Source organism: Micromonospora sp. WMMD723 (genome assembly GCF_049863385.1).
Classification (GTDB): domain Bacteria; phylum Actinomycetota; class Actinomycetes; order Mycobacteriales; family Micromonosporaceae; genus Micromonospora; species Micromonospora wenchangensis.
This window is the reverse complement of the sequence record NZ_JBMKNR010000001.1, coordinates 3715282-3736866: the sequence shown is the minus strand read 5'-3', so window position 1 is coordinate 3736866 and position 21585 is coordinate 3715282. Positions and strand designations below refer to the sequence as shown.

At 73.8% G+C, this 21585-nt stretch carries 17 protein-coding genes and 1 pseudogene; 5 read left to right on the top strand and 13 right to left on the bottom strand.

The features are described 5' to 3' along the window. Window positions 1-4: 4 nt before the first annotated feature. Window positions 5-706 (bottom strand): UdgX family uracil-DNA binding protein, encoded by a 702-nt coding sequence (locus tag ACN261_RS16870; protein WP_425850995.1) that lies wholly within the window; start codon window positions 704-706, stop codon window positions 5-7. 80 nt (window positions 707-786) lie between these two features. Next, on the bottom strand, window positions 787-1524 hold the full coding sequence (locus tag ACN261_RS16865) for a GntR family transcriptional regulator (RefSeq protein ID WP_425850987.1): 738 nt from the start codon (window positions 1522-1524) through the stop codon (window positions 787-789). A gap of 628 nt (window positions 1525-2152) precedes the next feature. Here ACN261_RS16865 and ACN261_RS16860 point away from each other — a divergent pair. Both ACN261_RS16860 and ACN261_RS16855 read left to right on the top strand, forming a co-directional pair. Further along, window positions 2153-2437, top strand: a complete 285-nt coding sequence (locus ACN261_RS16860; RefSeq protein WP_425850983.1) for a hypothetical protein — start codon at window positions 2153-2155, stop codon at window positions 2435-2437. Continuing rightward, window positions 2434-2694 (top strand): hypothetical protein, encoded by a 261-nt coding sequence (locus ACN261_RS16855; protein WP_425850981.1) that lies wholly within the window; start codon window positions 2434-2436, stop codon window positions 2692-2694. The genes ACN261_RS16860 and ACN261_RS16855 overlap by 4 nt, the downstream gene beginning before the upstream one ends. Here ACN261_RS16855 and ACN261_RS16850 read toward each other — a convergent pair. Then, window positions 2684-4024, bottom strand: a complete 1341-nt coding sequence (locus ACN261_RS16850; protein WP_425850979.1) for an aminotransferase class I/II-fold pyridoxal phosphate-dependent enzyme — start codon at window positions 4022-4024, stop codon at window positions 2684-2686. The two genes, ACN261_RS16855 and ACN261_RS16850, sit on opposite strands and share 11 nt — an antisense overlap. A 38-nt stretch (window positions 4025-4062) precedes the next feature. Between ACN261_RS16850 and ACN261_RS16845 the strand changes: the two genes are divergently transcribed. Then, the gene (locus ACN261_RS16845; protein ID WP_421486298.1) at window positions 4063-5436 is read left to right on the top strand and encodes a GNAT family N-acetyltransferase; all 1374 of its coding nucleotides are present in this window, start codon (window positions 4063-4065) and stop codon (window positions 5434-5436) included. Beyond that, window positions 5433-6098, top strand: a complete 666-nt coding sequence (gene leuE / locus ACN261_RS16840; RefSeq protein WP_302741451.1) for a leucine efflux protein LeuE — start codon at window positions 5433-5435, stop codon at window positions 6096-6098. The genes ACN261_RS16845 and leuE overlap by 4 nt, the downstream gene beginning before the upstream one ends. 57 nt (window positions 6099-6155) lie before the next feature. Here the strand turns inward: leuE and ACN261_RS16835 are convergent, their stop codons facing one another. The 10 genes and pseudogenes from ACN261_RS16835 to ACN261_RS16790 all read right to left on the bottom strand — a co-directional run bounded on the left by ACN261_RS16835 (window position 6156) and on the right by ACN261_RS16790 (window position 16597). Further along, entirely contained in the window at window positions 6156-7085 is a 930-nt protein-coding gene (locus ACN261_RS16835) for a sporulation protein (RefSeq protein WP_425850977.1), read from the bottom strand. A gap of 173 nt (window positions 7086-7258) precedes the next feature. Beyond that, the gene (locus ACN261_RS16830) at window positions 7259-8323 is read right to left on the bottom strand and encodes a hemolysin family protein (RefSeq protein WP_204923927.1); all 1065 of its coding nucleotides are present in this window, start codon (window positions 8321-8323) and stop codon (window positions 7259-7261) included. A gap of 143 nt (window positions 8324-8466) precedes the next feature. After that, window positions 8467-9819 (bottom strand): annotated as a pseudogene (locus tag ACN261_RS16825) (hemolysin family protein); the annotation flags it as partial. A gap of 161 nt (window positions 9820-9980) precedes the next feature. Next, on the bottom strand, window positions 9981-10328 hold the full coding sequence (gene mnhG / locus ACN261_RS16820; protein ID WP_425853612.1) for a monovalent cation/H(+) antiporter subunit G: 348 nt from the start codon (window positions 10326-10328) through the stop codon (window positions 9981-9983). A gap of 142 nt (window positions 10329-10470) precedes the next feature. Then, window positions 10471-10734: a monovalent cation/H+ antiporter complex subunit F gene (locus tag ACN261_RS16815; protein ID WP_204923926.1), complete on the bottom strand. Its 264-nt coding sequence runs from the start codon at window positions 10732-10734 to the stop codon at window positions 10471-10473. Continuing rightward, entirely contained in the window at window positions 10731-11312 is a 582-nt protein-coding gene (locus ACN261_RS16810) for a Na+/H+ antiporter subunit E (RefSeq protein WP_421486294.1), read from the bottom strand. The genes ACN261_RS16815 and ACN261_RS16810 overlap by 4 nt, the downstream gene beginning before the upstream one ends. Then, window positions 11309-12814 (bottom strand): Na+/H+ antiporter subunit D, encoded by a 1506-nt coding sequence (locus tag ACN261_RS16805; RefSeq protein ID WP_425850975.1) that lies wholly within the window; start codon window positions 12812-12814, stop codon window positions 11309-11311. Before ACN261_RS16805 ends, ACN261_RS16810 begins: the two co-directional genes overlap by 4 nt. Beyond that, window positions 12811-13281 (bottom strand): Na(+)/H(+) antiporter subunit C, encoded by a 471-nt coding sequence (locus tag ACN261_RS16800; RefSeq protein ID WP_204923923.1) that lies wholly within the window; start codon window positions 13279-13281, stop codon window positions 12811-12813. Before ACN261_RS16800 ends, ACN261_RS16805 begins: the two co-directional genes overlap by 4 nt. After that, on the bottom strand, window positions 13278-16112 hold the full coding sequence (locus ACN261_RS16795) for a Na+/H+ antiporter subunit A (protein WP_425850973.1): 2835 nt from the start codon (window positions 16110-16112) through the stop codon (window positions 13278-13280). Before ACN261_RS16795 ends, ACN261_RS16800 begins: the two co-directional genes overlap by 4 nt. Before the next feature lie 107 nt (window positions 16113-16219). Further along, window positions 16220-16597, bottom strand: coding sequence for a hypothetical protein (locus tag ACN261_RS16790; RefSeq protein ID WP_363652117.1), 378 nt, complete (start codon window positions 16595-16597; stop codon window positions 16220-16222). 179 nt (window positions 16598-16776) lie between these two features. On the opposite strand from ACN261_RS16790, the gene ACN261_RS16785 reads away from it, so the two are divergent. Beyond that, window positions 16777-21522 (top strand): Lhr family helicase, encoded by a 4746-nt coding sequence (locus ACN261_RS16785; RefSeq protein WP_425850971.1) that lies wholly within the window; start codon window positions 16777-16779, stop codon window positions 21520-21522. Window positions 21523-21585: the final 63 nt, after the last annotated feature.

Genomic DNA, 21585 nt, shown 5'->3' with positions numbered 1-21585 from the left:
GTGGTCAGCCGGTCAGGGCGCGGGCGGCCACCGTCAGGTCGTCCACCAGCCCCCGGTAGGCGACGTCCTGGTTGTCGGCGCGCAGCACCGCCGACGGGTGGATGGTGGCGAGCACCCGGGCGACGGGCGCGTCGGCGACCGTGCCGGCGCGGTGCACCGGAACCCGGGTGAAGTCCTCCGGGTGCTCGGCGGCGGCCGGCCAGGGCAGCAGCTCGCCGCGCTGCCGGGTGACCCGGAACGTCGGGCCGAGCAGGGCCTTCGCCGCCGTCGCGCCGAGCACCACCACCAGGTCGGGACGGAGCCGGGCGAACTCGGCGACCAGCCACGGCCGGCAGGCGACGATGTGCACCCGGTCCGGGGTCTGGTGGATGCGACGCCGGCCGCGCAACTCGTGCCGGAAGTGCTTCACCGCGTTGGTGATGTAGAGATGGGCCGGGTCGAGGCCGGCGTCGTCGACCGCCCGGCGCAGCAGCCGACCGGCCGGGCCGACGAAGGGCAGCCCGTGCTGGTCCTCCAGGTCGCCGGGCTGCTCGCCGACGAAGACCACCCGGGCGCTCTCGTCGCCCCGGCCGAAGACGGTCTGGGTGGCGTCCCGGTACAGCTCGCAGCCCCGGCAACCGGCGGCCGCGGCCCGCAGCTCGGCAAGTGTGCCGGCCTGCGGCGGGACGAACTGCTGGGCACCGGGTGCGTCGGTCTGCTCGGCCATGGCGACTGTTCTACCCGGTCGCGCCAGTGCACCCGCAACGGACCTGCCGGTCCGGCACGTTCTCAGTCATGCCGGGCCACTCAGGCGAGGTCGATCAGGTAGTCGAGGCGAACCCGGTCCCCCGGGAGCACGATATCGGCGACCTCCGCGACCACATCATCCACATAGGTCTGCCGAGTAATGGCGACGACTGGTATACCGCCCGGAATCCGCAGGGTGTGCACCTCGTCCGGCAGTGGCATTCGGGCGCTCACCTGTTCACGTACGGCGGTGATGTCATAGCCCAGGCTGTGCAGTTGGGAGGTATTGCCCCCGGGCCACGGCTCGTTCGCGGGGTCGGCCACCGGTGTGCCCGCCACCATGGACAGCAACAGGTACGAGGTGGACATCTGCTGCGGGACACCGTGGGTACGGAACACGAATCGACGCTCCAGCAGCATAGTCCCGGGCGGCACCCCGAAGAGTCCTGCCACCGGAGCAGCCGCGGGAACCTCCTTGAACTCCATGTCCAGGGTGTACGCCGACCAGGCCACTTGCTGATCGGTGGTGAAGGCCGTGCCCAGCTCACCGTTCCGTACCTGCTCAAGCTCGGCTCGGTACCGCTCGGAGCCGAGCCGGCGAACGGGCACGACCGGGCGAACGTAGGTGCCCCTGCCCTTCTCCGCCACGGTCAGGCCCTCTGCGCGCAGCAGCGCCAATGCCTCCCGCACAGTGCCCCTGGCGACGGAGAACTCCGCCATGAGGGTGGATTCGCTGGGCAGCAGGGAGCCGGGTGGGATCGCGCCATCCGTGATCCGGCGGCGCAACTCGTCGGCCACGATCCGGTACCGACGCGGCTCTACGTGCGGGGTAGGCACATCTGCCAACTTACCCACCGGTTGCGGCCACTCCCATCACAGTCCTGTCTAGACAGGATGACTAGACAGGTATAGTGTGGTGACATGGCATACGCGGAGAGTGACCCGGGTATGGGCCTCACGCGCTTGTCGTCATACCTCGAAATGTGGCGAGACACGCAGGGCCACGTAGCTCCAGAACCAACGAAGCCATTGACGCACACCAATGAATGTCGACCGGAGCGTTTCGCTATAACCCCTCATCGACCTCGACCAGGTGAGGTCGCTTCTCAAGAATCCACGCCTCCACATCAGATCTCAACCAGATCTGGCCCATCCTGAGAACAGCGGCCGGCGGAGGAAAATCTCTGCGCCCGATCAAGATGTAGGCACGCTGTCATGAGATCCCCAAACGCTCTTGGATCTCGGCAGATCCCCACACCTCCAACCGGGTGCCGCTGAGCAGTGCCATACCCGCAATCTTAGATATGAGATGCGTTGGCACCAAACCTGAAAGTCACCTAAATTGCTGCCCGGAAAATCGGGCAGCACGGAAGCCGCTGCCGCCACGCACTCGACTTGCCCTCAACCCTAGTGTCAGGAAACGCGCATGTGTCGTGGAAAGTGGTTCCACCGGCCTGTCGAACCTGTCGACGTCGTACAACAGATCAGGCCCCGGCCCGCGACCGGGACTGAACCGCGCTCCGGCGAGCCACCGTTCGCCGTGGTGATGGCCGGTTACGTCGTCGACTTCCACCACCGCAACGCCTGCTCCCGGTGCCGGCCGGACGGCTCGTGCGCCCGCCTCGCCGACGCGGGCGCGACGTTGCGCGCCTGGCGGGACCGGCGCGTCCAGTGGGAGCTGCGCGCCCGACGGGACCGGGACGGCCGGTGAGGGCCGGCGACCTGGTGTACGTGACCAGCGCCGCCAGCGTGCAGTTCCTCCGGCCCATCCGGTTGCGGGTCATCCGGGTGCTCGACTGGCCCACGTACGACGGATGGGTCTGGTTGGAGGGTTACCAACTGGACGCGGCCGGCGACGCGGTCGCCCGCCGGAAGGTCTTCGTACGCCAGGCGGGGTTGACCGCGCCGCCGGAACCCACGCCCGGACAGCGGGAGGGGAGCAGGCCGACGACGCGGATCAGGCGGTGAATCGGACCGGGCCGGCGGGGCGGACCGCCGCCGCCACCGCGTCGGCCAGCGGCACGAGGTCGGCGTCGTCGAGCGCGCTGACCGTGATCCGGACGGCGGGCGGGCTGCCGAGCCGGGAGAGACCACCGGGCGCGACCGACCAGCCGGCGTCGCGTAGCGCGGTGACCGTGGCGGTCTCGTCGGGCACCGGCAGCCAGACGTTGATGCCGCTGCGGCCGTGCCCCGCCACGCCCCGCTCGGCGAGCGCGGCGAGCAGCCCCCGACGTCGACGTTCGTAGGCGTCGGCGGCCCGGTCGACCAGGGCGGTGGTGGCCGGATCGCGCCAGAGCGACAGGACGAGCCGTTGCAGGACGGTGGAGACCCAGCCGGCCCCCACCCGGGCCCGGCCGGCCACCCGGGACACCGTCACCTCGTCACCGGCCAGCACCGCCAGCCGCAGGTCGGGCCCGTAGGGCTTGCTCACCGAGCGGATGAAGGCCCAGGTCGGGGTGGCACCGGCCAGCGGGTGCACCGGCAGCCGGGACAGCTCGGCGGCGTGGTCGTCCTCGATCAGCAGCAGGTCGGGGCGGTCGGCGAGCAGGGCCCGCAACTCCCCGGCACGGCCGGCGGAGACGGCGGCGCCCGTCGGATTCTGCGCCCGGCTGGTCACCACCAGCGCCCGCACCCCGAGGGCGAGGGCGTCGCGCACCCCGGCCACGACGGGCCCCTCGTCGTCGACCGGGAAGCCGACCGGCCGCAATCCGAGCGCCGCGACGAGGTCGAGCAGGTTGGCCCAGCCCGGGTCCTCCAGGCCCACCGCGTCACCGGGGCGCAGGTGGGTGGCGAGCAGCCGTTCGATGCCGTCGAGCGCACCCCCGGTGAGGGTCAGCTCGTCGGCGGGCACCCCGTCGGCGGCCAGCCGGGAGCGGGCGGCCTCGGCCAGGGCGGGGTGCACGCCGGTCGTGGCGTATCCGACGGGTGGGCCGACCGTGTCGGCGAGCGCGGCCAGGTGCGGGCCGAGCGGCGGCAGGAGCCGGGGGTCGGGTTGCCCGTGGGACACGTCCCGGGTGCCGGGGGCGGGGGCCGGGGCGTGCGCGGCGCGGCGGGGGGCGACCGGCGGCCGGGGCCGCACCCGGGTGCCGTGCCGGCCGGCGGTGACCACCAGACCCCGCTGGCGCAGCTCCTGGTAGGCGCGGGCGACGGTGGCCGGGCTGACCGCCAGCGCGGTGGCGAGGGCGCGGACGGGCGGCAACGCGTCACCGGCGGCGAGCGCGCCGCTGCGGATGCCGGTTTCCACGCTCGCCGAAATCGCGGCGGACGTGGACCCGAGTATCTGATAATGTGCTGCCACATTTTCAGGATCGTACTAGAACAAAGGCGGGATGTCACATGTACGCGCCGACCGCACGCACCACCGCCAACCGCAGCCGGGACCGGATGAGCTACGACCGGGCCACCGCCCACGCGGTGCTCGACGAGGCCTACCACTGCGTGCTGGGGTTCGTGGTCGACGGTGAGCCCCGACTGCTGCCCACCCTGCACGTCCGCGTCGGTGACACCCTCTACCTGCACGGCTCCACCGGCAGCCGGCCGCTGCTCGCCGCCCGGGGCGACGCCGGGCTGCCGGTCTGCGTCACCGTGACCCTGCTCGACGGGCTGGTCTTCGGCCGTTCCCAGTTCCACCACAGCGCCAACTACCGCTCGGTCGTCGCCCACGGCACCGCCCACCTGGTGACCGACGACGACGACAAGCGCACGGTGCTGACCGCCCTGGTGGAGAAGGCCGCCGCCGGGCGGGCCGCCGACAGCCGTCCACCGAGCCGGCGGGAGCTGGCCGAGACCGCCGTCCTGGCGCTGCCGCTGCGCGAGGTGTCGGTCCGGACCCGTACCGGCGGGGTCCGCGACGAACCCGCCGACCTCGACCTGCCGTACTGGGCCGGGGTGGTGCCGTTGCGGCAGGTCGCCGGCCCGCCGGAGCCCGACACCGGGGTGGCCGCCCCGCTGCCGGCCTACCTGTCCGGCACCCCGGTGCGGGAGCCGGCCGGACCGGCCCGCCCGGGCCCGGCGCACGTCACCGGCCCGTCCGACGCCGCCGGGCCCGTCGAGGCGGAAGCGCGGGCCGCCGGACCGTCGGGGGCGGGTTCCGCCACGTCACCGTGGTACGAGCCGGTGCCGCTGCACGGCGGGCACGTGCTGCTGGAACCGCTCACCGCGACGCACGCCGACGACCTCTTCACCGCCACCGCCGAGCCGGAGGTCTGGGCCCACCTGAGCCACCCGACGCCCACCGACCCGGCCGCGATGCGGGCCGTCGTCACCACCGCGCTGGACGCCCGGCAGCGCGGCGAACGGGTGCCGTGGGTGCAGCGCTGCGCCCGCACCGGCGCGGTCATCGGGTCGACCTCCTACTACGACCTCGACCCGGCGCGGCGCTGCGTCGCCATCGGGTACACCTGGCTCGGCCGCGCGTGGTGGGGCAGCGCCGTCAACACCGAGGCCAAGCTGTTGCTGCTCGGTCGGGCGTTCGACGACCTGGGGGCGGTGCGGGTGGTCTGGCAGACCGACATCCGCAACACCAGGTCGCAGGCCGCGATCGCCCGGCTCGGCGCGACCCGGGAGGGCGTGCTGCGGATGCACCGGCAGCGCCCGGACGGCTCCTGGCGGGACACCGTGCAGTACGCCATGACCGTCGACGAGTGGCCGAACGCACAGGCCAGGCTGCGGGAATGGCTTCACCGTCCGGCACCGGCGGAGCGAGGATGACGGGCGTGCTGGGCATCACCGACATCTGGACGTACGTGTTGGGCACCGTGGCGATCATCCTGCTGCCGGGGCCGAACTCCCTCTTCGTGCTCTCCACCGCCGCCAAGCGCGGCGTGGCGACCGGCTACCGGGCGGCGGGCGGGGTCTTCCTCGGCGACTCGGTGCTGATGATCCTCTCCGCCGCCGGGGTGGCGTCGCTGCTCAAGGCGTATCCGCCGCTCTTCCTCGTGATCAAGTACGCGGGCGCGGCCTACCTGGGCTACGTCGGGCTGACCATGTTGCGGGGGGCCTGGCGGCGGTGGCGCGACCGCAACGACCCCGCGACACCCCGGCTGATCGACGCCGCCGAGCCGGAGGCGCTGCGCAGCCCGTTCCGCAAGGCGCTGGTGATCAGCCTGCTCAACCCGAAGGCGATCCTCTTCTTCATCTCGTTCTTCATCCAGTTCGTCGACCCCGGCTATGCCTGGCCGGCGCTGTCGTTCCTGCTGCTCGGGCTGATCGCCCAGGTGACCAGCGCGCTCTACCTGACCGCGCTGATCTTCGCGGGTACCTTCCTGGCCGCCCAGTTCCGGCAGCGTCGCCGGTTGGCCGCCGGAGCCACCACCGGCGTCGGCATGCTCTTCCTGGGCTTCGGCATCAAGCTCGCCACCGCCTCGGTCTGACCCGCCCCACCCCGCACACGACACACGGCACCTGACCCGCCCGCTGCGGCCGGCGGGTCAGGTGCCGTCGCCACCTCCGCCCCCGCTGCCGATCCCCCCACTCCCGGCGGTGCCGCCCAACCCGAAGCCCGGCCGCACCGGTTCGTCGGGCGGGCGGCTGACGTGGGCCGACTCGGTGATCCGGGCCGACCAGTGCGCGTCCGAGGCCGCCGCCGCGTGCCGGTCGATCGCCGTACGCAACCAGCCGTCCACCACCGAGACCCAGTCCTGCTGGTCGGCACCGGTGTGCCAGATCCGGAACCGGCTGATGCTCTGGTGACTGATCCCGGTCAACGACAGCCGCCGGTCCATCCACAGCAGCACCTCCAGGCCGGCGGAGTTGGTCACGAAGATCAGCTCCAGCTCGGTGATCGGGCCGGCGTAGAGCGGGGCGACCCAGTAGCCGAGCCGCTGGTGCACCGGCAGGGTCTGCGCGACCCCCGGCAGCCGGCTCGACACCAGTCCCGCCTGCCGCAGCACGAAACCCAGCGTGTCCAGCGCGGCGAGCACATGCTGCTGGGCGGGCAACGGATGGATGAAGACCGGCACCATCGCGCCCTGCTCCAGCTCCGGGTCCACCGACACCTCGGTACGTAGTCCGGTACGCAGGCTCATCAACGGCACCCCGCCGAAGATCGTCACCGGGGTCTCCCACGGCAGCGGTACGGCGAAGTCGATGGCCCGTCGCCGACCGGCCGGTACGACGAACCGTCCCCCCACCGGCACCTGGTGGTACTGCACGAGGCGACGGGGCGAACGGGGGTCCTCCGGTTCGGCGGTCGCCACCAGACCCAGCCGTACGTGCCGGATCGGCACGTCCTGCGACCCGGCGCTGAGGGTCACCCGCCCCGGCAGCCGTAGCCCCGGGCGGGTGCTCGGATTGGTGAGGGTGGTGCTCACCGACAACCCGGTCACACCGGATTCCCGGGACACACCGGTCAACCGCATGACCGTGCGGGTTCCCGCTCACCGGCTCCGCACTCCTCGACCCGGCGCCCGACCAGGCGGAGCTACCGCATTGTTCGACGCGAAGGGGGCGATGTAGCGGTGTCAACTCCTGTCCGACACCACCACATCGCCCCCGTTGTGTCGATCTTGCTCAGCGCCGGGCGCTACGGCCGTCAGCGCATCCGGCGGCCCCGCGGGATCGGGTCGGTCTCGTCGTCGAACTCGCCGATGACCTCTTCGAGGAGGTCCTCCAGCGCCACGAAACCGATCGGCCGGGTCGGGCCGCCACCGTTGCGGACCAGCGCCAACTGGGCCTGGTCGGCGCGCATCGCGGCGACCGCCTCGGTGACCGAGGAGGTGGCCGGCAGGGTGAACGACCGGGTCATCAGCTCGGCGGCGGTGGCCGCCCGGCTGGTGGTGACGGCCCGGACCGCCTCCCGTACGTGCACCAGCCCGCACACCTCACCGCCGTCGTCGAGGACGGCGAGCCGGGACCGGCCGCTGTCCCGGCTGACCTGCTCGATCCGCTCGGCGGTGTCGTTGCGGTGGACCGTGACGATCTGGTCGAAGGGTTCCATCACCTGGGCGACGGTGGTGCCCTGCAACTCCAGCATGCTGGTCAGCATCTGGTGCTGTTCGGCACCGAGCAGCCCGTGCTCGCGGGACTGTTCGAGCAGGATGCGCAGCTCATCCGGACCGTGGACCTGGGCGAGCTGGTCCTGCTGCTGCACCCCCACCAGCCGCAGCATCGCGTTGGCCAGGGCGTTGAGCACGGACAGCACCGGGCGGGCGACCCGGGCGAAGGCCCGGAACGGCAGCGCCAGCAGGGTCGCCGAGCGCTCGGCGTCGGTGATCGCCCACGACTTCGGGGCCATCTCGCCGACCACCAGGTGCAGGAACGTCACGAGCCCCAACGCGAAGATCAACGCGACGACGTGGCTGGCCGCCTCCGGCAGGCCGACGGTGTGCAGCAGCGGGCTGATCAGGTGCTCGATCGCCGGTTCGGCGAGCGCACCCAGGCCCAGGGTGCACAGGGTGATGCCGAGCTGCGCGCCGGCCAGCATCAGGGACAGCTCGCGAACCCCGTCCAGGGCGGCGCGGGCGGCCCGGCTGCCGGTGGCGGCGGTCTGTTCCAACCGGTAGCGCTTGGCCGCCACCAGGGCGAACTCGGCGGCCACGAAGAAGCCGTTGAGGGCGAGCAGCAGCACCGACACCAGCAGTGCGACGGTGGGGCTCATGACCGATCCTCCCGACCCGGGGTGACGCGCACGTCGGCACCGCCGGTGGCACGGGCGTTCGCGCCGCCGCGTCGATCGCCCCCGGTGCCGCCGGCGCGGACGTTCGTGGCGCGGCGTCGCTCGCCCGCGCCACCGGCGGCCGGAGGTTCCCCGTCGGCGGCCTGGTCGGCGGCCAGGGTGAGCCGGACGGAGTCGGCCACGTGCCGGTCCACGGCGAGCACCTCGACCAGGGCCGTCGGCCGTTCCGTCGGCTCGTCGTGGTCGACCGGCAGGCTGATCTCCAGCCGGTCACCCACCTCGGGCACCCGGCCCAGCTCCCGCATGACCAGCCCGGAGAGGGTGTCGTACTCGGGGGCCTCGGGCAGGGCGATGCCGGTGCTGTCGGCGACCTCGTCGATCCGCCAGCGGGCCGGCACCACCCAGGAGCCGTCCTCCTGCCGGATCGGGGCCGGCTCGGGCGGGTCGTCCTCGTCGCGGATCGGTCCGACGAGTTCCTCGGCGATGTCCTCCAGCGTGATCACGCCGGCGAAGCCGCCGTACTCGTCGACCACGCAGGCGAGCTGCCGGTGCCCGGAACGCAGCCGGTCCAGCACCGTGGGCAGCGGCAGCGTCTCCGGCACCAGCAGCGGCGGTACGGCCACCGCGCTGACCGGGGTGGTGGCGCGCTCGGCCGGCGGCACCCCGAGCACGTCGGCGATGCCGACCACGCCGACGAGGTCGTCGACGCCGTCGACGCCGCGTACCGGGAAGCGGGAGTGACCGGTGTCGAGCAGCTCGACCACCCGGCTGACCGGTTCGTGCGACCGGATGGTGTGCACGTCGACCCGGGGCACCATGGCCTCCCCGGCGGTCAGCTCCCGGAAGTCGAGACCCCGGTCGAGCAGGTCGGACATCTCGGCGTCGAGATGCCCCTCCTCCCGGGACTCGGCGATGATCTGCTCCAGGTCGGCCGGGGTGGCACCACTGGGCAGCTCCTCGATCGGCTCGATGCCGACCCGGCGCAGCAGCCGGACGGCGGCCCGATCGAAGAGCGTGATCAGCGGCCCGGCGATCTTCAGGTAGATCAGAGTCGACCGGCTCAGCGCCCGCGCCAACACCTCGGGGCGGGCGATGGCCAGGTTCTTCGGGGCCAACTCACCGAGGACCATCTGCACGACGGTGGCGATGACCAGCGCCAACGCCACCGACAGCGGCAGGCTGACGCCGGTTGCGACGCCGACGCCGCCGAGCAGTTCGGCCAGCCCGGCACCGAGGTAGGGCTCGGCGGCGTAACCGACCAGCAGGGCGGTCACGGTGATGCCGAGCTGTGCCCCGGAGAGCATGAACGACAGCCGCCCGGTGACCTCCAGGGCGCGGGCGGCCTTGGCGTCGCCGTCGTCGGCGAGCTGCTTGAGCTTGCCCCGGTCCACGGCGACGTAGCCGAACTCCTGGGCTACGAAGTAGCCGGTGGCGGCGGTGAGAACGATGATGAGTGCGAGGCCGACGACGATCAACACGGGTCGCTCAGGGCTCCCGTGGACGTCGGGGCGGAGGATTGCCGGGCACGACCCGGCTGGCTACTGCTGCCCTCCTGGGCAGAGGAGTCGATCATGCCGCAATTCTATCGGCGGTTGCTGGATGCCCGCTGAGGGTGGGCGCAAAGTTCCTGCTCGTCGCGTTAGTCAGGGGCGCGGGGCGGGTCCCCGGCCAGCTCGTCGACGTCGAGCAGGCTGCGGTCGACCCGGCCGGACCGGTAGGCGGCCCGGCCGATCATCTGGGCGGCCACCGGGGCGGTGGCCAGCTGGAAGACCCCGACCAGCAGGATCATGCCCAGGTCGGCCGCGGTACGCAGCCGCAGCACCAGCCCCAGCAGCAACAGCAGCACCCCGAGCACCTGCGGTTTGGTGGCGGCGTGCATCCGGTCCAGCACGTCCGGGAAGCGCAGCACGCCGATCCCGGCGGCGAGGCTGAGCAGCGCCCCGGAGACGAGGGCGACGGCGCCCAGCCAGTCGATCACCGTACCCACGCTCACGGCCGCCCTCCCCCGGCCGGAACCGGCGCGATCCGGCCGGGACCCGGCATCAGGCGTCGACCCGGCGTGCGGTGGCGGACCGGCACCCGGTCGTGGCCGGGCCCGGGATGACGGCCCGACCCCGGGACGGGCCGGGTCACGGCTCCTCCCGGGCGGCGAAGCGGACCAGGGCGACCGAGCCGACGAAGCCGAGTAGGGAGAGCACCACCAGCACCGGCAGCGTGGTGGCGTGCCGGTTCACCGCCGCCTCCGCGCCGACCGCGCCGAGCATGGTGGCGAGCAGCAGGTCGGCGGCGATGACCCGGTCCAGCAGCGACGGGCCCCGGTAGATCCGGGCCAGCGCCAGCAGGGCGGTGGTCGACAGCAGCACGGTCAGGACGACGGCGAGGACGACGGTCACGGGGCCTCCGTGGGTTCGGTGGTGAGCTGCCGCAGCTCGGCGGCGGAGCCGACGGCCCGCACGATCCGTTCCTCGACGGCGAGGATGCGGTCGCGGCTGCCGGTCAGGTCGGCCGGGGACCGCACGTCGAGCACGTGCACGTAGAGGACGCCGGCATCCCGGTCGACCTCGACGATCAGGGTGCCCGGCACCAGGGAGAGCAGCTCGGCGGTGAGCGCCAGGTTCAGGTCGGTGCGGACCCGCAGCCGCACCCCGATGATCGCGCCGCGCGGGCGGAAGCCGGGGCGTACGGCGATGGCGGCGACGTGGATGCTGGCGCTGACCAGCTCGACGACGAACCCCCCGGCGAGCCGGAGCAGCGCCCGGGGCCGCAGCCGACCCCCGAAGGAGACCGGTGGGAGCGGGAAGAACACCAGCACCGCCCCGCCGACCACCAGGCCGGCGAGCAGATTGGCCGGGGAGAAGTTCCCCCAGAGCAGGTTCCAGACCAGGACCAGCCAGCCGAGGGCGATGAGCTGGTCGCGGCGGCGTCCCGTACGCGGCGGCGTACCGGCCCGGCGACGCGTCCGGCCGGTCACGACGGGCCGCCGGGCAGGACGGCCCGCACGTACGGGGTACGCAGTCGCAGGTCGTCGGCGGCGTCGGCGGTGACCTGGAACAGCGGGCCGGCGGCGACGGTGAGGGCCAGCCCCAGCACCACCAGGGCGGCGGTCGCCCCGATCATCAGCGCGGGCAGCCGGGGAACCGGGTCGGCGGTGGCGAGCCGCGGGGCCCGCCAGAACGCGATGTTCCACACCCGGGAGGCGGCGTAGAGGGTGAGCAGGCTGGTCAGCGTGCCGGCGACGACCAGCGCCCAGGGCAGCACGCCACCGTGTGCCACCCCGGCCTCGAGCAGGCCGACCTTGCCGAGGAAGCCGGAGAACGGGGGGATGCCGGCCAGGTTCATCGCGGGGACGAAGTAGAGCACCGCCAGCAGCGGGGCGATCCGGGCCAGCCCGCCGAGCCGGCGCAGGTCGGTGCTGCCGGCCCGCTCCTCGACCAGGCCGGCGACCAGGAACAGGGTGGTCTGGATGGTGATGTGGTGCACCACGTAGAAGATCGCGCCGGAGAGCGCGGCGGTGGTGCCCAACGCCACCCCGAAGATCATGTAGCCGATGTGGCTGACCAGGGTGAACGAGAAGAGCCGCTTCATGTCCGACTGGGCGACCGCGCCGAGCACGCCGACCACCATGGTCAGTCCGGCCGCCACCATCAGCAGGGTGGACGCCGCACCGCCGGGGAAGAGCAGCGTCTCGGTCCGGATGATCGCGTAGACGCCGACCTTGGTGAGCAGGCCCGCGAAGACGGCGGTGACCGGTGCCGGGGCGGTCGGGTAGCTGTCCGGCAGCCAGGCGGACAGCGGGAAGAGCGCCGCCTTGATGCCGAAGGCGAGCAGCAGCGTCAACTGCAACGCCAGCCGTACGCCGTCGGGCAGGGCGTCGAGCCGGCCGGCGAGCTGCGCCATGTTGAGGGTGCCGGTGGCCGCGTACACCAGTCCCACGGCGGTCAGGAAGATCATCGAGGAGAGGATGCTGACCACGACGTACGTCGAACCGGTGCGGATGCGGGTCTCGGTACCGCCCAGGGTGATCAGCACGAAGCTCGCCGCGAGCAGGATCTCGAACCCGACGAAGAGGTTGAACAGGTCACCGGCGAGGAACGCGTTGGTGATCCCGGCGGTCAGCACCAGGTAGGTGGGGTGGTAGATGCTCACCGGCGCGGACTCGCTGGTCTCGGCGCGGCCCTGGCCGATGGAGTAGAACAGCACGCAGAGCGTGACCGCCGACGAGACCACCAGCATCAACGCGGCGAGCTGGTCGGCGACCAGCACGATGCCGACCGGCGCGGGCCAGCCGCCCACCTCGGTCACCACCGGCCCGTCCCGGTGGGCCCGCACCAGCAGCAGCACCGCGACCACCAGGTTGGTGGCGAGGGCGACCACGCTGACGGTGCGCTGCAACCGGGGCCGGCTGACCAGGATCAGGGTGAGGGCGGCCCCGAGCAGCGGCACCACCACCGGCAGCGGCACGAGGCGGTTCACCGGATGCCGCCCGGTCGGCGGGGCGGTTCCGGGTCCACCTGTTCGGGGTCGTCGCCGGGCCCCTCGCCGCCGAGGTCGGCGTTGGGCACCTCGTTGCGGGCGGCGAGCGCGACGATCTGCTGGTCCTCCACGTCGTCCTGGACCTCGTCGTCGCCGCCGAGATACCAGCTCCGGTACGCCACGGCGGCGAGGAAGGCGGTCAGCCCGAAGGTGATCACGATGGCGGTGAGCACCATCGCCTGCGGCAGCGCGTCGCTCATCGCGTCGTCCGGGCCGGCGCCCACCACCGGCGCACCGCCGGAGCGACCACCGACCAGGATGAGCAGGTTCACCCCGTTGCCGAGCAGGATGACGCCGAGCAGGATGCGGGTGAGGCTGCGCTCCAGCAGCAGGGTCACCCCGGTGGCGGTGAGCACGCCCACGGCGATCACCAGCACCAGCGTCGGGCCCGCCCCGCCGTCCCTCACCGCCGGTCCCCCTCGTGGTCGACGACGAGCCCCCGGTCGGACTTGCCGGCCGCCTCGATGTGCCTGTCGATCTCGGCGCCGAGACTGCGCAGGATGTCCAGCATCAGCCCCACCACGATCAGGTAGACGCCGATGTCGAAGAAGAGCGAGGTGACCAGGTACGGCCCGCCGAGGCCGGGCAGCGGCAGGTCGACCCGGGTGCTCGCGAGCACGGTGCCGGTGGTCAGCAGGGAGACCACGCCCCCGCCGACGGCGATCGCCAGGCCCGCGCCGAGCACCGTGCCCGCCCCCACCGGGGCCGCCTCGGCCAGTTCGTACCGGCCACCGGCGAGGTAGCGCACGGCCAGCGCCAGGCTCGCCACGAGGCCACCGGCGAAGCCGCCGCCTGGCGCGTTGTGGCCGGAGAAGAGCAGGAACAGCGAGAAGAGCACGATCGTGTGGAACAGCAGCCGGGTCACCACCTCGAAGACGATGGACCGGCGGCGCGCGTGCAGGGTGGTCCCGCCGCGCAGCCACACCGGTCGGTCGCCGTGGCCGGCGGTGGCGGGTTCCACCCGACGCGGTCGCGGCCCGGTGCGGGACCGCTCGAAGATCAGGCTGGCCACCCCGGTGGCGGCCACCACCAGCACCGACAGCTCGCCCATGGTGTCCCAGGCCCGGATGTCCACCAGGGTCACGTTGACCACGTTGCGGCCGTGCCCCTCGGCGACGGCGAGCACCGGGAAGGCGGTCGAGATGGACACGGCGGTCCGGGCCCCGGACGCGACCAGCGCCAGCCCGGCCAGCACCACGCCCACGGCGACGCCGAGCACCCGGCGGGCCCACCGGCTGCGGCGCAGCGGCCGGGCCGAGAACCGTTCCGGCAACCGGCGCAGCACCAGCACGAACACGGCGATGGTGGCGGTCTCCACCAGGAACTGGGTCAGCGCCAGGTCGGGTGCCCCGTAGAGGACGAACAGCATGGCGGTGCCGTAGCCGGTCACCCCGACCAGCAGCATCGCGGTCAGCCGCCGTCGGGCGTTGACCGCGAAGAGCGCCGCGACCCCGATGACCAGTCCCACCACCAGTTGCAGCGGGCTGTCCCAGACCGCGAGCCGGGTCCGCCACGGGCTGGTGCTGAGCAGGGCCGCGCCCGGCACCAGCACCAGGGCCAGCAGGACGGTGCCCAGGTACAGCGGCAGCGAGCCGCGCTGGGTGGCCCCGGTGACCTCGATGGCGAGCCGGTCGAACCGGTGGGTGACCCACTCGTACCCCTGGTTGCCGGTGAACGGCAGCTTCCACCGGGCCAGCGCCGGGGCGAGCGGGCCGCGCACCGCGTGCAGCACGGCCCCGCCGGCCAGGGCCAGCGCGGACAGGCCGAGGGCGGGGGTCAGGCCGTGCCAGAGGGCGAGCGTGTCGTGCGGCGGGCCGAAGAGTTCCGCGTACGGGTCGAGCAGGCCGTTCAGCGCGGCGGCGGCCGGGCCGGCGACCAGCCCGGCTGTCGCGAGCAGGGCGGGTGGGGCGAGCATCGGCCACGGGACCGGCTCCGGTGCGGCCTCGGCGACCCCGGGGCGGGTGGCGAAGGCGCCCCAGAGGAAGCGGATGCTGTAGGCGACGGTGAGCACGGTGCCCAGGACCAGCCCGACGAGCACCACCGGACGGGTGGCCAGGGCGGTGAAGACCGCCTCCTTGGCGACGAAGCCGAGCAGCGGCGGCACGCCCGCCATCGACGCGGCGGCGAGCGTGGCGATCACCGCCAACTCCGGGGCCCGGCGGCCGAGACCGGAGAGTTCCCGCAGGTCGCGGGTGCCGACGTCGTGGTCGATGATGCCGACGACGAGGAACAGGGCGGCCTTGAACAGGGCGTGGGCGAGCAGCATCGCGACCCCGGCGAGCGCGGCGTCGGCGCTGCCCGTACCGATCGTCACGGTCAGCAGGCCAAGCTGGCTGACCGTGCCGTAGGCCAGCAGCAGTTTCAGGTCGCACTGGCGCAGCGCCGCCCAGCCGCCGGCGAGCATGGTGACCAGGCCGAGGGTGAGCAGAACCGGCCGCCACGGGCCGGTGTCGGCGAGCACCGGGGCGAGCAGGCCGATCAGGTAGACACCGGCCTTGACCATCGCCGCCGCGTGCAGGTAGGCGCTGACCGGGGTGGGTGCGGCCATCGCCACCGGCAGCCAGCCGTTGAACGGCACGATCGCCGACTTGGCCAGCGCGCCGGTCAGGATCAACAGCACCGCGGCGACCAGCGTCCCGCCGCCGGGCAGTGGCGCGGCGGCGATCTCCGACCAGCGGTAGCTGCCGGCGTGCCCGCCGAGGATCAGGAAGCCGAGCAGCATGGCCAGGCCGCCGAGGGTGGTGACGGTGAGCGCCTGGGCCGCCGCCCAGCGGCTGGAGCGGCGCTCGGTGCTGTGCCCGATGAGCAGGTAGGAGAAGACGGTGGTGAGTTCCCAGAAGACGTAGAGCAGCAGCAGGTCGTCGGAGAGGACCAGGCCGAGCATGGCCCCGGCGAAGGCGACCAGCACCGCGACGAACCGGGGCAGGCCCGCCGCGCCGGGCGCGAAGTACCTGCCGCAGTAGACCAGGACGAGCGCGCCGACCCCACCGACCAGCAGGGTCATCAGCCAGGACAGCGTCGTCATCCGCAACGCCACGTCGAGGTCGAGCTGGCCGATCCAGTGGTACGTCTCGACGACCGCGCCGCCGTCGTGGACGGCCGGGGTGCGGGTCAGCGCCCAGCCGAGGGCGGCGGCGGGCACCAGCGCCAGCGGGTAGCAGGCGCGTGGGCCCCACCAGCGGACCAGCAGCGGCGCGACGAGCGCCGCCACCAGGTGGAGGAGCAGCAGTACGAGCACGCGTCCTCCCCGTCGAACTGGCGGCGCGCGCCGGGCGAGTTGTCCGGCCAGCACCGATCACACGCCAGTTCCGCCCCCTATGGGGCGTTTTCGGGGAAATCGTCCTGTCAGCCGGTGACCGTGTCACCACCGGGAAGCGCGGGCGTCAGGGCACGCCGGGGCTCGACGAGCAGGTCGGGGCGGCCGAGCTGGAGGGCGACCTTGTCGACCACCCGCTGGGCGACGGCGAGCGAGCGCACCGGCAGCATGGCGCCGCGACTCTCCCGGCGGAGCACGAAGTAGTGCACGGCGACCCGCACCTGCCCCCGGTCGGCGGCGCTGGACTGCGCGGTGGAGACGACCAACTCCCGCAGGCTGTCGGCGAGCCGCTCGGCGAGCGCCAGCTCGGGGCCGCGCAGACTGGTCCGCAGGGCGGTGAGGTGACCTTCGACCTTGCGGATGAGCACGTCGGTGCCGGGCGTCGGGCCACGCTCCTCGACGAACATCCGATTCCTTTCACCTGGTGCGGCGTTCCGGGAGAAGTTACTTTATGTTGTGGGCCACAAGCAAGCAGTTAAGTAAGACTTAAGTAGTAAAACGTACAATCAGCGTGCAATTTGCTCTTAGTTGGATAGAACACCGGCGGCTCCGGCGGAATGTCACACCGCCGGGGCAGGATGGGGACGTGACGGGGCGGAAGAACGCGAGGGGGCAGGAGGACGCGACGGGGCAGGAGGACGCGACGGGCGGAGCGACGGTCCCGGCCGGGTTCGGTCCGGCCACCCGGGAGTGGTTCACCGCCGCCTTCGCCGCTCCCACCGCCGCCCAGACCGGCGCCTGGCGCTCGATCGCCGCCGGCCGCAACGCCCTGGTGGTCGCGCCCACCGGCTCGGGCAAGACCCTCGCGGCGTTCCTCTGGTCGCTCGACCGGCTGGCCGACGCGCCGCCCCCGGACGACGCCCGGCACCGCTGCCGGGTGCTCTACGTCAGCCCGCTCAAGGCGCTCGCGGTCGATGTCGAACGCAACCTCCGCGCCCCGCTCGCCGGCATCCGGCAGGCCGCCACCCGGCTCGGCGTGACGCCACCGGACATCACCGTCGGCATGCGTACCGGCGACACCCCGGCCGACGAGCGGCGGGCCTTCGCCCGCACCCCGCCGGACATCCTCATCACCACCCCCGAATCGTTGTTCCTGCTGCTCACCTCCGCCGCCCGGGAATCACTGCGCGGTGTCGAGACGGTCATCCTCGACGAGGTGCACGCCGTCGCCGGCACCAAGCGCGGCGCCCACCTGGCGCTCTCCCTGGAACGCCTCGACGGGCTGCTGGCCCGGCCCGCCCAGCGGATCGGCCTGTCCGCCACCGTCCGGCCGATCGACGCGTGCGCCCGCTTCCTCGGCGGCGCCCGCCCGGTCGACGTGGTCCAGCCGGCCACCCCCAAGACGATCGAGGTGAGCGTCCAGGTCCCGGTGGAGGACATGACCCGGCTCGACGAGACCGAGCAGCCGCCGGACGACGCTCCCGGCGGCCCCGGCCCCCGCCGGGCGTCCATCTGGCCGGCCGTCGAGGAACGGGTCTTCGCGCTGATCCGGGCGCACCGCTCGACCATCGTGTTCACCAACTCGCGGCGCAGCGCCGAGCGGCTCTGCGCCCGGCTCAACGAGCTGGCCACCGAGGAACGGGAAGCCGCCGGAGCCACCCCGCCCGCCGGGACGGGCGACGGGCCGGGCAGAGCCGACGGGCCGGGCGGAGCAGGCGACGGGCCGGGCGGGGCGGACGAGCCGGGCAGGGCCGACGAGCCGGGCAGGGCACAGCGGTGGGGCGGCCCGGTGGGGCCGTTGCGGACACCCCGCCCGCCGGCCGAGGCGATGGCCCAGTCGGGCACGGCGGCCGGCGCGGAGGCGGTGATCGCCCGTGCCCACCACGGCAGCGTCTCCCGGGAGGAACGCAAGCAGATCGAGGAGGCGCTCAAGTCCGGCCGGCTGCCCGCCGTGGTCGCCACCTCCAGCCTGGAGTTGGGCATCGACATGGGCGCGGTCGACCTGGTGGTGCAGATCGAGGCCCCGCCGAGCGTCGCGGCCGGCCTGCAACGGGTCGGCCGCGCCGGGCACCAGGTGGGCGCGGTGTCCCGGGGCGTGGTGTTCCCCAAGCACCGGGGCGACCTGCTCTCCTGCACGGTGGTCGCCGAGCGGATGGCGGCCGGCGCGATCGAGGAGCTGCACTACCCGCGTAACCCGCTCGACGTGCTCGCCCAGCAGATCGTCGCCATGGTCGCCCTCGAACCCTGGTCGCTCGGCGACCTGGCGGTGCTGGTCCGCCGGGCCGCACCCTTCGCCGAGCTGCCCGACTCGGCGTTGCACGCGGTGCTCGACATGCTCTCCGGCCGCTACCCGTCGACCGCCTTCGCCGAGCTGCGTCCCCGGCTGGTCTGGGACCGGGCCACCGACGTGCTCACCGGCCGGCCGGGGGCCCAGCGCCTCGCCGTCACCAGCGGCGGCACCATTCCCGACCGGGGCCTGTTCGGGGTCTTCCTGGCCGGGGCGGAACGCGCCGCCCGGGTCGGTGAGCTGGACGAGGAGATGGTCTACGAGTCCCGGGTCGGCGACGTCTTCCTGCTCGGCTCGTCGTCCTGGCGGATCGAGGAGATCACCCCCGACCGGGTGCTGGTCTCCCCCGCGCCCGGCCAGGCAGCCCGGATGCCCTTCTGGAAGGGCGACCAGTTGGGCCGGCCGGTCGAGCTGGGCCGGGCCATCGGCAGCCGGGTCCGGGCGTTGCTGCGCCAGGACGACGCCACCGCCCGCGACGCGCTGCGCGCCGGTGGCCTGGACGACTGGGCGGCCGACAACCTGCTGGCCTACCTGCGGGAACAGCAGGCCGCCACCCGCTCGCTGCCTGACGACCGCACGGTGCTGGTGGAGCGGTTCCGCGACGAGCTGGGCGACTGGCGGCTGGCCGTGCACAGCGTGCTCGGGGCCCGGGTCAACGGCCCCTGGGCGTTGGCGATCGGCCGCCGGCTGGCCGAACGCTACGGGGTGGACGCCCAGGTCATGCCCTCCGACGACGGGATCGTGGTGCGGCTGCCGGACACCGCCGACGAGCCGCCCGGCGCCGACGTGGTGGTGTTCGCCCCCGACGAGATCGCCCAGCTGGTCGAGGACTCGGTGGGCACCTCCGCGCTGTTCGCCGCCCGGTTCCGCGAGTGCGCCGCCCGCTCGCTGCTGCTGCCCCGGCGGGACCCGCGCCGCCGACAGCCGCTGTGGCAGCAACGCCAACGCGCCGCCCAGCTCCTCGACGTGGCCCGCGAGTACGCCGACTTCCCGGTCACCCTGGAGGCCGCCCGGGAGTGCCTGCAGGACGTCTTCGACCAGCCCGCCCTGGCCGAGCTGATGCGCGACCTGGCCAGCCGGAAGGTCCGCCTGGTCGAGGTCGAGAGCGAACGCCCCTCGCCGTTCGCCAGGTCGCTGCTCTTCGGCTACGTCGGCGCGTTCCTCTACGAGGGGGACGCCCCGCTGGCCGAACGCCGGGCCGCCGCGCTGGCGCTGGACTCGGCGCTGCTCGGCGAGCTGCTCGGCCGGGTCGACCTGCGCGAGCTGCTCGATCCGGCGGTGCTCGCCGAGACCGAACGGCAGGTGCGCTGGCGCACCGAGCAGCGTCGCCCCCGCGACGCCGAGGACGTGGTCGAGCTGCTGCGGGTCGTCGGCGACCTGACCGCAGCGGAGCTTGCCGAGCGGGGCGTACCGGAGGGCTGGCTGACCGAGCTGGCGGCGGCCCGCCGGGTGCTGCGGGTCCGCATCGCCGGTGCGGAGCGCTGGGTGGGCATCGAGGACGCGGCCCGGCTGCGCGACGCGCTCGGGGTGGCGCTGCCGGTGGGGGTGGCCGAGGCGTACCTGACGCCGGTGGCCGACCCGCTCGGCGACCTGGTCGCCCGGTACGCCCGCACCCACGGGCCGTTCGCCGCCGCCACCTGCGCCGCCCGGTTCGGGCTCGGGGTGTTCGTGGTGGAGCAGGCGTTGCGCCGGCTCGCCGCGACCGGGCGGGTGGTCTCCGGCGAGTTCGCCCCCGACAGCGTCGGCACCCAGTGGTGCGACGCCGAGGTGCTGCGGCTGCTGCGCCGCCGGTCGCTCGCCGCGCTGCGCCGGGAGATCGAGCCGGTGCCGCCCCGCGTGCTGGCCGGCTTCCTGCCCCGCTGGCAGCAGGTCGGCTCGTCGGCGCGCGGGGTGGAGGCGGTGGCCGCCGCCGTCGAGCAGTTGCAGGGCACGGCGGTGCCGGCGTCGGCGTGGGAACGGCTGGTGCTGCCCGCCCGGGTCGCCGACTACTCCCCCGCCCAACTCGACGAGCTGTGTGCCGGCGGTGAGGTGGTCTGGGCCGGTTCGGGGGCGATCTCCGGCGGCGACGGGTGGATCACCCTGGCGTACGCGGACGTCGCACCGCTGCTGCTCCCCCCGCCGGACGACGGCTTCGCCGGCACCCCGCTGCACGACGCCGTGCTGGACGCGCTCGCCGACGGCCAGGCGCTGTTCTTCCGTTCCCTCGCCGACCGGGTGGGCTCCACCGACGACGCCGCCCTGAGCGCGGCCATCTGGGATCTGGTCTGGGCGGGTCAGCTCACCAACGACACCCTGGCCCCGCTGCGGGCGGCGCTCGGCGCGGGCGGGGCGCACCGGTCCCGCCCGGCGGCCCCCCGGACCCGGTACCGCCGCCCGGGTCGGGTGGCGCTGCCCAGCCGGGGCGGTCCGCCCACGGTGGCCGGACGCTGGTCGCGGCTGCCGGAGCGGGACACCGATCCGACCCGGCGGGCCGCCGCCCTGGCCGACCTGCTGCTCGACCGGCACGGGGTGGTGACCCGGGGCGCGGTGGTGGCCGAGCAGGTGGTGGGCGGGTTCGCCGCCGTCTACCCGGTGCTCGCCGCGCTGGAGGAACGCGGCGCGGCCCGGCGCGGCTACTTCGTGGAGGGGCTGGGCGCGGCGCAGTTCGCAGTGCCCGGGGCGGTGGACCGGCTGCGGGCGCTGGCCGAGCCGGCCGACTCCGGGCGCGGCGACGGGCCGACCACGGTGCTCGCCGCCACCGACCCGGCCAACCCGTACGGCGCGGCGCTGCCGTGGCCGGAGCGGGCCGTCGACTCCGGTGACGGCACCGCCCCGGCCAGCGGGCACCGGGCCGGGCGCAAGGCCGGGGCGGTGGTGGTGCTGGTCGGCGGCGGGCTGGCCCTCTACGTCGAGCGGGGTGGCCGGACGATCCTCTCCTTCACCGACGACGCCGACGCGTTGGCCGCCGCCGGTAAGGCGCTCGCCGACGCGGTGCACTCCGGCGCGTTGGGGGCGATGTCGGTGGAGCGTGCCGACGGCGGGGCGGTGCACTCCTCGCCGCTGCACGACGCGCTCACCGCCGCCGGTTTCCGGGCCACCCCCCGGGGCCTGCGGCTGCGCGGCTGACCGGCCGGGCCACCCCGCGTCGCCGGCCGGGTCGCCCCGACCGGCGGCGGCCGGGTCGCCCCG

Bases quoted from the DNA above. Each gene is read 5' to 3' on its own strand.
- leuE (WP_302741451.1), top strand. From the start codon at position 5,433: ATGACGGGCGTGCTGGGCATCACCGACATCTGGACGTACGTGTTGGGC.
- ACN261_RS16790 (WP_363652117.1), bottom strand. From the start codon at position 16,597: ATGTTCGTCGAGGAGCGTGGCCCGACGCCCGGCACCGACGTGCTCATC.
- ACN261_RS16835 (WP_425850977.1), bottom strand. From the start codon at position 7,085: ATGCGGTTGACCGGTGTGTCCCGGGAATCCGGTGTGACCGGGTTGTCG.
- ACN261_RS16845 (WP_421486298.1), top strand. From the start codon at position 4,063: ATGTACGCGCCGACCGCACGCACCACCGCCAACCGCAGCCGGGACCGG.
- ACN261_RS16870 (WP_425850995.1), bottom strand. From the start codon at position 706: ATGGCCGAGCAGACCGACGCACCCGGTGCCCAGCAGTTCGTCCCGCCG.
- ACN261_RS16860 (WP_425850983.1), top strand. From the start codon at position 2,153: ATGTGTCGTGGAAAGTGGTTCCACCGGCCTGTCGAACCTGTCGACGTC.
- ACN261_RS16830 (WP_204923927.1), bottom strand. From the start codon at position 8,323: ATGAGCCCCACCGTCGCACTGCTGGTGTCGGTGCTGCTGCTCGCCCTC.